Raw genomic sequence first — 14,290 nt, forward strand, 5'->3', positions numbered from 1 at the left:
CTCATGATAGATCAACCATTAAACAATGAATTAGCTAATAACAGTAAATTAATCAATAATAGTAAATTAACATTTAATGAAGATGTTATTGCTAAAATTGCTGGTATGGCCATCCGTGACATTGATGGCATATTGTCACTGAATGGCAATGTTTTTGATAACATTGCTGATCGAATCCGTAGCAAAGAGGATATCACTAAGGGAATTAACGTCGATGTTGGTGAAAAACAAGCCGCCTTAGACGTAGAAATAATTCTTGAATATGGAAAAAACGCACACGATGTTTTTGAAAATGTTTTGAATTCAGTCAGTTCAGCGGTTGAACAAATGACTGGTCTAAAAGTTGTTGAAACCAATGTTTACGTTGGCGATGTTATGACTAAAAAAGAATGGCAAAAACAGAATAAAAACAACGATACTAATGAAAGAGTAAATTAAAGCGAGGTAAAAAAATATGCCAAACCAAAATCCTAAACCATCTAGAGTTGAAAAAGAATTGAATTTTTCAGATAAAGTCTTAGAGAAAATTGCTAATCATGCTGCCCAATCTATTGATGGAGTTCTATCATTATCTGGCGGTGCAATCAGCGATTTTGCAGATAGATTCATTGATAATCCCACTAAAGGGGTAGATGTTGATACTGATGAAGACAATGTATCATTCGAGTTAAAAGCCGTTTTAGAATATGGAAAATCTGCGCCACAGATTTTCGACAGAATAGTCAATACTATTAGTCATTCAGTAAAAGAAATGACAGGTAAAGATGTCAATAAGATTTCCTTAGAAGTAGATGACTTAATGACTATGGCTGAATGGAAAGATCAAAACAAATCAAAAAAAGATAAGAACAACGATAAGTAAAAATACTCCTCAGGACAAAAAATATTATTAATTAAAAAACAAAAAGTAAACAAACCTTAGTAATCATATTTTGATTACCAGGGTTTGTTTTGTTTTAAGCGGAAAATCTATGTTTTATCTTCACAAATATGTTTATAATATAAGCATATTTGTGAAGAAAGAGGTTCTTCCTATGCCAAAAGTACTAGTTATCTATGCCCATCCTGAAACTGCCAAGGGATCTTCGACACGTGAGCTATATAAACATTTCATCAATTCATATTCCAAAAAGAATCCTAATGATGAAATCATTGTTCATAACGTTTCTGAATATATGCCATTTCCATTAAAGAGAATTGCTGTTTCTATTTATAACAAAACTCTAGCCAAGAGTGAGTTAAATGCCGATGAAGAAAGATTCAGTGAAGCCCGTCAAAAATGGATCGACGAATTTGTTGATGCCGACAAATACGTCTTCGTAAACCCAATGTATAATCTTTTTCTTCCCACTGAGATGAAAAGTTATATCGATATGGTTATGCAGGCCCATACAACCTTTCATTATGATCAAAACGGTTTTTACGTCGGTGATTTGAAGAACAAAAAAGCCATTCATTTACAATGCAGTGGTGGAAAATATCATTGTAGCGCCAGTGACCCTGATCCAAAAATTCAAGATTTAGCTGACCAATATCTCCAAACAATGTTGCATGTTATGGGAATCGATGATTATACCAGTGTATTCGCTGAAGGTATGGATCAAGATCCAGTGAATGCAATCGAAATACTAGATAACGCTTATATTAAGGCCGAAAATGCAGGTCAAAATTTTTAATTGACCGTTATAACGATTAATTAAACTAAGGAAAATTATGTTTACTGAATCAGATCAGAATATTATAGAACAAGTAACACAAGCCATGATATGGCAAATCGATCATACAAAAAAACAAATCGAATCTTTGAACAAAGCTATTAAAAAAATTGGTGATATTGAGACTTTGAAGGTTAAAGGTACTCTTTTAAAAACCTATGCCAAACAAATTGATGAAAAAATGGATTATATTATCTTACCCGATTATCGAAATAATACTGAGATAACGATTTATTTAGATTCAAAAAAATCACCTATCGAAAATGCTGAGGTTTATTTTCACCAGTACAAAAGAGACAAACGTGGTTTAGATACTATTCAATATAATCTCAAAAAGGCCAAGCTAACTTTGCAAACTCAATTAGATCGTCAAAAGTCATTTAATTCTAACGATTTACAACAGGCAAATACTATCAAACAAAAGTTAATTGACGAAGGTGCCATCAAAATGCAGGTTTTACATTCATATAAAACTCCAGAACCGGCCCACCCTCGCCGTTTTTATACAACTGATAATGTGTTAGTAGAAGTCGGTAAAAATAGTGTTCAAAACGATCATCTAACGTTAACTGCTAAGAAAGATTATTACTGGATGCATGTTAATGATTTAGCTGGTTCCCATGTTGTTATTCATAGTACTAATCCTAGTGAACAAACCTTATTGGAGGCCGCTAGTTTGACGGCTTATTACAGTAAAGGCCGTGGTTTAAAATGGGTCCCAGTTGATGTTGTTAAAGTTAGCCAACTACATAAACCCAAAGGAGCAAAACCTGGTTTAGTACTGTTTACTGGTAAAGCTGACACTTTAACAGTTTATCCTGATGCAGAGATGGCACAAAGATTAGCTGAAAAAAACTAGCCAAATTTGGCTAGTTTTTTTTGAATTTATTTATAATCCAAGCTATTCCTATACCGAAAGCTATTCCAGAGAATACACCCGACAATTCATACTGCTTAAACAGCATAGACCCAATTCCACCAACCAATGCTAATGGAAGTAAATAGATAGTCATTTTTTGAATTTTAGGATGATTATACTTTTGACCGGTAAGTTTTGTTTGAAAAGATTCTAATTTAAGCAAAGCAAGAACGTTTAATATTCCCATCATAAAAATTATCAATCTAGTTATCGAATTTGCTTTTACTGCATCAAAAGAAGAAATCACTAATATTAATAGAAAAATAATATCAATTACCATTAAAATTCTTATGACAGGTTTAATGCTTTTAAGAATTTCTTGTTTTTTTAAATATTCAGTCATTCCAGTATCCTCCTTAAGAAGAGTATCCAATGAAACTTGATAATAATCGCTTAAATGTAACAAACTCTCAATATCAGGGTAGCTATGTTCTGTCTCCCAACTAGAAACTGTTTGACGTGAAACATTAAATTCCGAGGCTACTTCTTGTTGGGTTAAATGCTTTTTTTGGCGTTCTTCTTTTAAGTGATCTCCAAATTTCATTTCGTATCCCTTCTTTCAAATTTAATACTATATTGAATATTCAATAAATCCTAGCAAAGTTTCTAAGCATAACAAAGAAAAGGATAACCTTAGGGTTATCCTCACAAACAATTACTATTTAAACATGTAAACTTTACTTTCATATGGTCGAATTTCTAATTTGTTGTCGTCATTATAATTTCCCAATAATAGTTTACCTTCATTTTGACCATAATCTCTAGTTAATTTTTTATCGGTAAAATTATTAATAACTAAAATTTTTTCTTCGTTATAACGACGAACATAAGCAAATACATCATCATCTTCTGGATCAAGTACTTCATAATCACCGTAAACAATCACATCATATTTATGACGTAGGGCAATTAATTTCTTATAGTAGCTAAAAACCGAATCTTTATCTTCTATTTGACCTCTAGCATTTATTTCTGTGTAATTGGGATTCAATTCAAACCATGGTTTTGCACTCGTAAATCCAGCATTATCTTTATTATCCCATTGCATTGGCGTTCTCGCATTATCACGTGATTTACATGATAAATATCTTAGCATTGACTCTTTATCAATAATTTTCTCATCTTCAACAAATTCATGATAAGCATTCAAAGACTCCAAATCTTCATATTGGGACAATTTTGAATAATGAACATTGGTCATTCCCAATTCTTCACCTTCATAAACATAAGGTGTTCCCTGCATCAGATGTAAAGTAGTTCCCAACATTTTGGCTACTTTTTCACGATACTTAGGGTCATCAGTCGCAAATCTGGAAACAGCTCTCGGTTGATCATGATTGTTCCAATATAAACTGTTCCAGCCTTTACCATCGAGTTCCTTTTCCCACTTACTCAATGATTTTTTCAGCTCAACCAATTTAATCGGTGCATCAAACCATTTTCCTAATCTCTTGTCTGGATTTCCTGCTAAACCAACATGATCAAATTGAAAGACCATATTCAATTCATGAGAATCAAGTCCAGTATACTTGATAGCGTCCTCTGGTGTTGAATCAGGCATTTCACCTACTGTCATAACGTCATACTTGGATAAAACTTTCTCGTTCATTTCTTGTAAAAATTCATTTAAACGAGGTCCATCAGCGACGACTTTGCCAACATCAGCATATTTCTCATTAGGTGCTTTTTGACCATCGGGCAACCCAGCTGGTTTAGAAATTAAATTGATGACATCCATTCTAAAACCATCCACACCTTTATCAAGCCAAAATCGCATTATATTCCAAACTTCATCACGAACTTTAGGATTCTCCCAATTCAAGTCTGGTTGTCCATCAGCAAATAAGTGAAGATAATATTGACCTGTTGTTTCATCAAACTTCCAAACTGAACCATTAAAATATGAGCCCCAGTTATTGGGTTCATGCCCATCTACTGGGTCACGCCATACATAGTAGTCACGATAAGGATTATCTTTTGATTTCTTACTTTCTTGGAACCACTTATTTTGATCAGATGTATGATTTACAACTAAGTCCATCATGATTTTCAATCCCAAAACATGAGCCCTTTGAAGCATCTCATCAAAATCATCCATTGTACCGTATGCAGGTTGAATACTACGATAATCACTAATATCGTAACCATTATCTTTATCTGGTGACTTGTAAATTGGATTTAACCAAATAACATCTGCACCCAGATCCTTGATATAAGCTAATCTACTTGTTAATCCTGGAAGATCACCAATTCCATCGTTGTTACTGTCTTGATAACTTCTTGGATAAACTTGATAAACTACTGATTTCTTCCACCAATCACTCTTTGCCATAAGACATTCTCCCTTGGTAACTTAATAATCTCTATTCTAGATTGAATAAAGTTTCATGACAACGGTTACATGGAAAGTTATCGGTAACAACTTCTTATTTTGAATTCTTTTTACCAGCTTTACGATAAATCAAGTAAGACGTAATCGGTACAGTCAGAATAACTCCAATCGTACAAATCAAAGTCGTCAAAATTTCAGCAACAACTAGCTTATCATTTATAATGTCTCCAAACTTATAATTCAAAGTATGAATTAAGAAGAATAGTGGAAAAGTTGAGGCAAAGAAATTAAACAATAGGGTATTAGTCTGAGTATTGAGAATTTTATTACCCACTGAAAATCCATCGTCAAAAATTTCTGATGGCGTTAGGGTTGGCTTATTCTCAACTATTTCATTGAGTCCACTGGTGATAGCCACACTAGTTTCTGAAATAACACCCAAACTATTGATAACAATAATTGATATTGCTAATTGAGGATATGACAACCCAGCTGCCAAGGAAAATCCTTCTAATTCATCTTGGTTCTCAGCTGCCATTCCCTGTGCACTAGCCCAATATTCCAAAGGAATAGTAATTAGCAATATAACAACCATTATTATTAATGACGTTTTAAAGGCCGTGTTTGCAGTATTGGCATTATCAACATTCATATAAATAGCCACAATCAAAATTATCATTGAGATTATCCCTGTTGTTATCAAAACATTGAATCCGTCGGCAATTAAAATTAACAAGGCTACAATAGAAATAATATTGATACCAAGTCCAAATAATAATGTAAATCCTCTAGTACCAGTAACCATTAATAACAAAACTACGAAGGTTAAAAATAAATATAACATTAGTTTAACCTCCTTGTAATTATTTTACTGGCAATAAAACTAGTAATAGGAACCGTTAATACAATTCCTATTGCACTAATTAACAATTGGGTTATTCCTAAACTTAATGTCATATTAACTGTATACCCAATTGAATTACCATTGCTTAAGTAAAGTAAAACTATGTTTAAATTCTCAGCAATTACAATAAATAACAAAATATTGATTAATGGTCCGATTAATTCTCGACCAATATTGATTCCAGATTTAAATAGTGTTTTCTCCTCGACATCTGATAGCTCTTTTTTCATCTCAATTAATGAAGAAGAGATATCCATCGTTTCATCTAAAATAACTCCTAAAACACTAAAAATAACTTGCGAAAGGAAAACACCCAAATACGGTTGCAGTTCAAAATCATTCAGTTCCAAATGAACTCCACTATAACCTGAAATAGCTAAAACAAAAATACTTAATAAAATAGCTGCCGTAGTTGAAATAACTGTACTAGAATAGGCCATAATTGCTGGATAAGTCGGTCCTAGTATAACTAATAATGCCGTTGCAGAGATCAGCAAGGCCGTTATAACGGTTAATGGCAATAACACACTATTATGAGTTTTGATAATTATTTGAAGATATCCATAATAAATAACAAGATTAATTAAAATACTAATAAACAGCTTTTTACGATCAAATTTCATACAGAATAATAAAAATACTACCAGTCCTAGGGTAAAAACTATACTGGTATCGCGTTTAACATTTTTTGGTGCATAACTTTTACCTGATTTTATTAAAATAACTTGTTGCCCGACTCGATATTTGGTATCAGTTAATTGTGATTTATAATAAGTGTTTTTAAAGGAAACATTCTTCCCCTTATTAGAACCATTGAGTAATTTACCACTGACTCGCTGAGTGACTTGAGTATCAGTGTTCTTATATTCATCAGTTGATGTACTTTTATTCAAATTAGTTACTTGTTGCACTTTTACAACTGGATCGCGATACAAAAAACTATCAAAGTAAGTTAATCCAGTTACAAAGATTATCGATAAACCGACAATCAGCAACACTCGCAAATTTTTTCTCATAAAATTTCCTGCCTTTTTTACCAATGTCTACATTATATGTTTTTTCAGAAAATAATTAATAGTTTTAGTATTACAAATTTCCTGTTGACAATCCTCAACTATTGAAATATATTTGATACATCAATTTGTTAGGAGAAAACATTATGAAATCATTTAACTCTCTAAACATCGTGAATATTCGTTGGCAAAGCCGATAACTCAGATTGGTCCGATACTGGATTCGATCTGAATAGGATTGAATCCGTGTCGGCTTATTAAACTATGATAATTTCAGAGCCCACATGGATAAATTTTTTAAATTTAAACCATGTGGGTATTTTATTTTTTTAAGGCAATCCCACATACTATGGGATTGCCTTTTTAATTTGGGGGAAATATAACGATGAAACATACGAGAAGACTTTACGTAACACTAATAGCACTAGCAATGTTCTTGATTTTTGCATATTTTTATACAGGACGTGCCGATAGCCAAAAGGCCAATGCCATTCCTAAGGTTGGGGTCTTACAATTAATGTCACATCCAGCTTTGGATCAAATCAATAAAGGTATTGATGATACATTAAAAAAGAATGGTTATATTGATGGTAAAAACGTCAAAATTGAATTTCAAAATGCTCAAGGGGATCAAAGTAATTTAAGAACTATTAGTAAACAATTCGTTCAAGATAACGTTGATGTAGCGGTTGGTATAGCCACCCCATCAGTTCAATCATTAAAAAACGCTACCAATAAGATTCCTATTGTCATGGGAGCTGTTACCGACCCTAAGGGTGCTGGAATCGTCAGCAATAATAATAAACCTGGCAAAAATATTACCGGTGTTTCCGATCAGGCACCTCTTGAAGCTCAACTGAAATTAATGAAACAAGTTATTCCAGATCTTAAAACAATCGGAATTATTTATACATCCAGTGATGCTTCTGCCACTAGTCAAATGAAAAAAATGCAAACTTTGGCTAAGAAACAAGGTATCACCGTCAAAGTTTCAAGTATTAATTCAGTCAATGATATTCAACAAGTCGGAACTGCATTAGCCCAAAACGTTCAAACTATTTACGTTCCAACTGATAACACTGTAGCGTCAGGTATGAAATTATTATCTTCCATTGCGGCTAAACAAAATATTGCCGTCTTCCCAGCTGCTACAACTATGGTCAAAGATGGTGGTCTTGCTACCGTTGGATTGAGTCAATATGAATTGGGTGAAGAAACTGGTAAACATGTTGTAAGAATTCTTCAAGGTAAGGAAGACCCTGCTACAACTCCTGTTACCTTCATGAAAAAAGGACACCTAATTTTAAACGAAAAGATGGCTAAAAAACTTAATATTGAATTCCCTGATTCGCTCATTAAAGAAGCTCAAAAGAAAGGACAAATCATAAAATGAATTTAATCGTATCTACTATAAGTCAAGGTTTCATTTGGTCAATTATGGCAATTGGATTATTCATAACATTTCGTATCTTAGATTTTCCAGATATGACTGTTGAAGGTAGCTTTCCGCTAGGTGCGGTTACCGCTATCAGTTTGATTCAAAGTGGCCATTCAACCCTATATTCCCTATTAATAGCCTTTATTTTTGGATGCTTAGCGGGATTTGCAACTGCTTTTCTATATGCAAAACTCAATGTTCCTATCTTATTAGCTGGTATTCTAACAATGACTGCCCTTTATTCCATTAATTTAAGAATTTTGGGTAAAGCCAATATGTCATTAACTAAATCAACAAATATTTTTAATCAGTTTGGTTTGAATAAGTTACCAACTAATTTCAACGGAATTATTTTAGGAATCATTGTTATTGCTTTGATTATTTTCCTACTAATTATTTTCCTAAATACTGAAAAAGGACAAGCCGTTATTGCCACTGGTGATAATGAGACTATGGCCGCATCCCTTGGTATCAACACAACTGTAATGAAATTCATCGGTTTGATGGTATCTAACGGCATCGTTGCTTTAACCGGTGGATTGATTGCCCAACAAAATGGATTTGCAGACGTTAATATGGGTATCGGTGTTATTGTTATTGGACTATCAGCCATTATTATCGGTGAGGTTATTTACCCTGATGTTCCATTAAGCATCCGTTTAATTACTATCGTGATTGGTAGTATCGTCTATCGTTTAATATTGATGGTCGTCCTACAATTAGGCTTCAATACTAACGACTTGAAACTTATTTCGGCTATTATCTTGGCTCTTTGCCTGGCATTGCCAACAATCAGAGCTCAATTTTTAAAGACTTTAAGAAACGGGGTTAAAACAAAATGAAACCACTACTAGAAATAAAAGATGCCGTTAAGACTATTTATAACGATGACGACAATTTAAACATTCTAAATAATATCAATTTGACCATTAATCCCAAAGATTTCTTAGTCGTCTTAGGAACCAATGGTGCTGGTAAATCAACTTTACTTGATGCTATTACGGGAACCAATAAATTAACATCTGGAAAGATCCTATTAAATGGTGATGACATTACAAATGAGAATTTGGCTAAACGTAGCCGTCACATCAGTCGGGTTTATCAAGATCCAAAATCTGGTACTGCTCCACGCATGACCGTAGCCGAAAATCTCTTATTAGCTAAACGCCGTGGTTTACCTAGACGTTTAAGATTACGTAAATTAAAAGAAAATATGCCTGAATTTCAAAAGTTGATTTCCAATTTGCCTACACTTGATAATCGTTTAAATACCTTCACTGAGAAACTTTCTGGTGGTCAAAGACAAACTTTAAGTTTTTTGATGGCTATTACTCAGCGTCCTGAATTATTATTATTAGACGAACATACTGCGGCTCTTGATCCACAGACTAGTAAAGACTTAATGGAATTAACTAATAAGATTATTTTGGAAAAGGAATTAACTTGCATGATGATCACGCATGATCTATCTGATGCTATGAAATATGGCAATCGTTTAATTGTCTTGAAAAAGGGTGAGATTATTCTCGATTTAGACAAAACTGAAAAGGATAAATTAACTGAAAGTGATTTGTTACAGTATTTTTAGGTATTTTAAAAGGTCAATCCGTTGGATTGACCTTTTTTGTGTAACTATTTTACACACCAAAACCTTCCGGTATACCCAAAGCAACACGAGCATAGCGGCTCATCTTACTGATATCCCAAATTGGATACCAAACTAATTGAATTTCACACTCATTAATACCGGCAACTGATTTAGCAGCCGCTTGAATGGAATCATGCAACATATCACTCAACGGGCAACCCATCGTGGTTAAAGTCATCGTAACAATTGCCTTAACATCATTTTCTATTTCAACTTCATAAATCAAACCTAGATTAACAATATCAATACCAAGTTCTGGATCAATGACCTTTTTCAAGGAATCCATAACTTGGTCTTTTTTAGTATTTTTATTTTCTTCCATATTTATATCCTTATACAGCTGTTTTCATTTGTATTATATCAGACAAAAAATGAACTATAATATTTAATTCAAAAAAAATGGTAACTCTCATTAATAGCATGATACAATTCTTTTGTAAACGTTTTCGCAATTTTGATGGAGGTTATAAATAATGAATTAATACATCTTTTTAAGGAGATGATCTGTCTGGAAAAAGAAATGAATCTCAGTGAACCCAATACCCATGCTGGCACTAAAACTATTGTTGCACTTATGGCCGGTTACTCAATGGTTTATATGGACAAGAATATGGTCTCAACCGCTATTATTCCGATTGCCAAGCAATTCAATTTTACAACGTCTCAAACTGGTATGATCATGAGTATGTTTTTTCTAGCTTATACACTGATGCAGATTCCCGGTGGTTGGTTGGCGGATAAGGTTGGTGCCAAAAAGGTATTACTACTGTCATTAGGAATTATTTGTTTATTTTCTTATGCTTTTGGATTCGTTAGTTCCTTAATATTATTCTTTGCAATTCGCTTCGGTGCCGGTCTTGGTCACGGAGGCTATCCACCTTCATGTTCCAAGGCCGTAGCTGAAAACTTTAGCAAGGAAAAACGTGTCATGGTTCAATCTAGTATTATGACTACCTCAGGAATTGGTGGATTATTAGCTTTTGTACTCGGTGCCAACGTTATAGCGATAAACTGGCGCTATGGATATATTCTTTTAGGTACTTTATTTTTGATTGCCTTCCTATTAGTCTTATTCTTACTGCCTAAAGACGCCAATGTTACCAAAGATACAAAAGAAGAGTTACCTAAGGTTCCCTTTAAAGAGGTTATAACTAATCGTAATGTTATCTTAATTTTCGTAATTATGATCTTATTGAACATTACTTACTATGGCGCAATGTCCTGGTTACCAAGTTACTTGACCAAAACTTATCAATTATCACTAGGAGCTGCTGGTGCAATTTTGGCTGTTAATGCAATTTCTCAAGTTATTGGTAGTTTTATGACGGGAATTATTCTGTCAAAGTGGTTCGAAGGTAAACAAAAGCAGTTTATTCTAATTTGTTCCATTATCAGTGCAACTTGTATCTACACATTAGTTAATATTCACAATATTGCTCTATCGCTTGTACTTGTTGCTTTGATCGGTATGACAACAATCTCTGCATTTACTGCTACTTTTACATGGCCTCAAAAGATCTTCAAGCAAGAAGTCATCGGTTCATCAGTCGGTATCATCAATACTGGTGGTACGTTCGGTGGCTTCTTGGCTCCAATTATCATTGGCTCATTAGTTCAATCAGCTGGTGGAGATTTCAAGATTGGTTTTATATTTTTAGCAATTAGTATTCTTATAGGTGGTTTTAGTACGTTCACAGTTCATCCAAACTAAAAATTAGAGGTACTTTATATGAGTGACTATAAACAAGCAGATCAAAATTTAAAAGATAAACTCTATAAAAAGATTGAAGAAAAAACTGACAAGATGATTCAAATCAGACGTTATTTACATCAGCATCCTGAATTATCATTTGAGGAAAAGGAAACTGGTAAATATATTGCTAATTTCTATAAAGATCTAGATGTTAAAGTTGAATCAAACTATGGTGATGGTTATGGTGTCGTTGTAACAATAGATTCTGGAAAACCTGGCAAAACAATCGCCTTACGTGCTGACTTTGACGGATTACCTGTAAAAGAAGAAACTGGATTACCTTATGCATCCCAGAATGAAGGTGTAATGCATGCCTGTGGGCACGATGGACACACCGCTTACTTATTGATTCTGGCAGAGTGTCTTAATGAACTAAAAGATGATTTTGATGGAAAAGTTAAAATCATTCATCAACCCGCAGAAGAAACTCCTCCTGGTGGTGCGCCTGGCATGATCAAAGCTGGGGTATTAAAAGGTGTTGACGGAATTATTGGTGTTCATGGTTGGGCAATCGTTCCATATGGAACAGTTCAATGTACTGTTGGACCAGTAATGACTGGTCGTTCTAGCTTTAAATTAACCATTCATGGTAAAGGTGGACACGGATCGGCCCCTAATTTGGCCAACGATGCTAATGTAGCCGCATCTTATTTTGTAACTATCGCTCAAACAATTATCTCTAGACGTACCGATCCATTTGACATGTGTACCTTAACTATTGGAAATTTTGACGGCCGTGGATCATTCAATGTTATTAAGGATTCAGTTTTTCTAGAAGGTGATGTTCGTTTTATGAATGTTGCTGAGAGACCCATTATTGAAAAGAATTTCAAAAATATTGTCAAAGGTCTAGAAATAATGTTTGGTGTTAAAGTAGACCTATTCTATAACGCCGATTACCCAGTTCTTGATAATGATGAGAATCTTACTAAAGAAGTTCAATATAGCCTAGAAAATAGTAATATTAAAGAGCTAGAAAAAGTTGATACAATTTCACGGAATACGGCATCTGAAGACTTTGCCTACTTCAGTCAAAATATCCCTGGGGTTTACATGTTTGTTGGGGAAATGCCTGATGATGGTGTCTACTCAGCACATCATAGTCCTACTTTCGTTATCAATGAAAAGGCATTGCCACTGGCTGCTAAAACTGTTGGTGCTGCTGCTTTGGATTTTTTGGCTAATAAATAAAGAGCTAGAGATCCCCAATGAGGGATTCTTAGCTCTTTTTATATACTACTTATTAGTTCAATACTGGTTCGGCCTGTTTAGCCTGAACACGTTCACTAATTCTCATAAATGGAATATAGAATAAAACTCCAATAATAATAGTTAACATTTGAACTAAAACTGCTTTCCAATCACCCGCAGTTGCCAGATAAGCTGATAACAATGGTGGTGTCGTCCAAGGTACCATTACAACTACTCGATGAATAAATCCAATTGCAGTAAAGAAATAGGCAATTAAAATTCCAATAACTGGTGTTAAAACAAATGGAATCATCATAGGAATATTGAAGACGATTGGATATCCGAAAATAACTGGCTCATTAATATTGAACAACCCTGGTGCAATCGCTAGTTTGGCCAATTCTCTTCCTGATTTTTGTTTTGAAAATAGAAAAATAGCAATTAATAAGCAAATTGTTGAACCAGTTCCCCCCATCATACCAAAAGTATCACGGAATGTATTAGTCAAAATATATGGAATATGTTTTCCAGCGGCAAAGGCAGCTGTGTTTTTATTCATATTAATCAATAGTACTGGATCAAGTAAAGTTCCATTGATAACCGTTTGATGGATACCTAATGTAAATAGAAAGTTACCAATTGAATAGATTAGCAACATCCCAAACAAACTGGTATTAACTTTTCTCAACGGTTCTTGAATAAGTGTAGTTATTAAAGTTACAAGGTCTGTATTACCAAAAACTGCAAGCAAAGCAGCAATCAATGCAAAAATACTAGCCGTTAAAACTGCGGGAATTAATGAATTAAATGATGCCGAAACTGCGGGTGGAATACTGTCACCTAGATTAATTTGTAAATGTTTAACATTTGAGAGCCTAATAAATAGCTCAGTTGCTAGTAGCCCGACAATAATACCGCTAAACATTCCGGTGGTTCCTAAATTTGTAAACGATAGAATACCGGTAACATCAACAGCCTTTTTTGCTCCAGTGGGAATAACGCTCAGCGTTACAGGCATTGTCATGATTAAACTTGCTAAAGAAATAATTGCTGCAGCAATTGGGTTACTATAACTTTTATTTCTAGCCAGACAATAACCAATTGCTGGTGCCAACATTAACCCAGCAATATTCAAAGTACCATTAGAAATAAGATTTCCCCAAACTTGTAAGCTGGTTAACGTTGTCCCACTAGCTATTTTGGGAAAGACAACGTTGTTGATCAAAACACCAATACCGGCAAGAATAAATAATGGCATAATTACAGCAAAAGCATCTCTTAATGATCTCAAATGGACTTCAGAACCAATTTTTGCAGAAATTTCCGCGAATTTATCGAAAAATTTTTGTTTACCGCTCTTTGTTTCCTCCATTTTTA

At 33.9% G+C, this 14,290-nt stretch carries 15 protein-coding genes; 9 read left to right on the forward strand and 6 right to left on the reverse strand.

The features are described 5' to 3' along the window. Positions 1 to 3: 3 nt before the first annotated feature. The 4 genes from CBP76_RS00595 to CBP76_RS00610 all read left to right on the forward strand — a co-directional run bounded on the left by CBP76_RS00595 (position 4) and on the right by CBP76_RS00610 (position 2,574). Positions 4 to 438, forward strand: a complete 435-nt coding sequence (locus tag CBP76_RS00595; protein ID WP_102194988.1) for an Asp23/Gls24 family envelope stress response protein — start codon at positions 4 to 6, stop codon at positions 436 to 438. Between the two features lie 16 nt (positions 439 to 454). Continuing rightward, a complete protein-coding gene (locus tag CBP76_RS00600) occupies positions 455 to 862 on the forward strand; it encodes an Asp23/Gls24 family envelope stress response protein (protein ID WP_102194989.1) in 408 nt (135 codons plus the stop codon). 172 nt (positions 863 to 1,034) lie between these two features. Next, positions 1,035 to 1,676: an FMN-dependent NADH-azoreductase gene (locus CBP76_RS00605; RefSeq protein WP_102194990.1), complete on the forward strand. Its 642-nt coding sequence runs from the start codon at positions 1,035 to 1,037 to the stop codon at positions 1,674 to 1,676. 37 nt (positions 1,677 to 1,713) lie between these two features. Then, positions 1,714 to 2,574: an NFACT RNA binding domain-containing protein gene (locus CBP76_RS00610; protein WP_245865515.1), complete on the forward strand. Its 861-nt coding sequence runs from the start codon at positions 1,714 to 1,716 to the stop codon at positions 2,572 to 2,574. A gap of 10 nt (positions 2,575 to 2,584) precedes the next feature. On the opposite strand, the gene CBP76_RS00615 is transcribed toward CBP76_RS00610, so the two are convergent. The 4 genes from CBP76_RS00615 to CBP76_RS00630 form a co-directional block, all read right to left on the reverse strand. Continuing rightward, the gene (locus CBP76_RS00615) at positions 2,585 to 3,178 is read right to left on the reverse strand and encodes a helix-turn-helix domain-containing protein (protein ID WP_102194991.1); all 594 of its coding nucleotides are present in this window, start codon (positions 3,176 to 3,178) and stop codon (positions 2,585 to 2,587) included. A 114-nt stretch (positions 3,179 to 3,292) separates the two neighbouring features. Continuing rightward, positions 3,293 to 4,966, reverse strand: coding sequence for a glycoside hydrolase family 13 protein (locus CBP76_RS00620; RefSeq protein WP_102194992.1), 1,674 nt, complete (start codon positions 4,964 to 4,966; stop codon positions 3,293 to 3,295). 94 nt (positions 4,967 to 5,060) lie between these two features. Next, positions 5,061 to 5,810: a YibE/F family protein gene (locus tag CBP76_RS00625; RefSeq protein WP_102194993.1), complete on the reverse strand. Its 750-nt coding sequence runs from the start codon at positions 5,808 to 5,810 to the stop codon at positions 5,061 to 5,063. After that, positions 5,810 to 6,886 carry a YibE/F family protein gene (locus CBP76_RS00630; RefSeq protein ID WP_102194994.1) on the reverse strand — a complete coding sequence of 359 codons (1,077 nt, stop codon included), beginning with the start codon at positions 6,884 to 6,886 and terminating at the stop codon, positions 5,810 to 5,812. The genes CBP76_RS00625 and CBP76_RS00630 overlap by 1 nt, the downstream gene beginning before the upstream one ends. Before the next feature lie 382 nt (positions 6,887 to 7,268). Here CBP76_RS00630 and trpX point away from each other — a divergent pair, with 382 nt between their 5' ends. The 3 genes from trpX to CBP76_RS00645 are packed head-to-tail and all read left to right on the forward strand — an operon-like array spanning position 7,269 to position 9,909. Further along, the gene (trpX, locus tag CBP76_RS00635; protein WP_102194995.1) at positions 7,269 to 8,276 is read left to right on the forward strand and encodes a tryptophan ABC transporter substrate-binding protein; all 1,008 of its coding nucleotides are present in this window, start codon (positions 7,269 to 7,271) and stop codon (positions 8,274 to 8,276) included. After that, a complete protein-coding gene (locus CBP76_RS00640) occupies positions 8,273 to 9,163 on the forward strand; it encodes an ABC transporter permease (RefSeq protein WP_102194996.1) in 891 nt (296 codons plus the stop codon). Before trpX ends, CBP76_RS00640 begins: the two co-directional genes overlap by 4 nt. Further along, complete coding sequence (locus tag CBP76_RS00645) at positions 9,160 to 9,909, forward strand: ABC transporter ATP-binding protein (RefSeq protein ID WP_102194997.1); 750 nt, start codon at positions 9,160 to 9,162, stop codon at positions 9,907 to 9,909. Before CBP76_RS00640 ends, CBP76_RS00645 begins: the two co-directional genes overlap by 4 nt. 49 nt (positions 9,910 to 9,958) lie before the next feature. Here CBP76_RS00645 and CBP76_RS00650 read toward each other — a convergent pair whose 3' ends face one another. Further along, entirely contained in the window at positions 9,959 to 10,291 is a 333-nt protein-coding gene (locus CBP76_RS00650) for a metal-sulfur cluster assembly factor (protein WP_102194998.1), read from the reverse strand. A 198-nt stretch (positions 10,292 to 10,489) separates the two neighbouring features. Here CBP76_RS00650 and CBP76_RS00655 point away from each other — a divergent pair, with 198 nt between their 5' ends. Both CBP76_RS00655 and CBP76_RS00660 read left to right on the forward strand, forming a co-directional pair. Further along, positions 10,490 to 11,680: an MFS transporter gene (locus tag CBP76_RS00655; RefSeq protein WP_102194999.1), complete on the forward strand. Its 1,191-nt coding sequence runs from the start codon at positions 10,490 to 10,492 to the stop codon at positions 11,678 to 11,680. 18 nt (positions 11,681 to 11,698) lie between these two features. Next, a complete protein-coding gene (locus CBP76_RS00660) occupies positions 11,699 to 12,913 on the forward strand; it encodes an amidohydrolase (protein ID WP_102195000.1) in 1,215 nt (404 codons plus the stop codon). 52 nt (positions 12,914 to 12,965) lie between these two features. Here the strand turns inward: CBP76_RS00660 and CBP76_RS00665 are convergent, their stop codons facing one another. Then, positions 12,966 to 14,285, reverse strand: a complete 1,320-nt coding sequence (locus tag CBP76_RS00665; protein WP_102195001.1) for a PTS sugar transporter subunit IIC — start codon at positions 14,283 to 14,285, stop codon at positions 12,966 to 12,968. Between the last annotated feature and the right edge of the window lie 5 nt (positions 14,286 to 14,290).

It is taken from the genome of Companilactobacillus nuruki (genome assembly GCF_002872255.1).
In the GTDB taxonomy this organism is placed as follows: Bacteria; Bacillota; Bacilli; order Lactobacillales; family Lactobacillaceae; genus Companilactobacillus; species Companilactobacillus nuruki.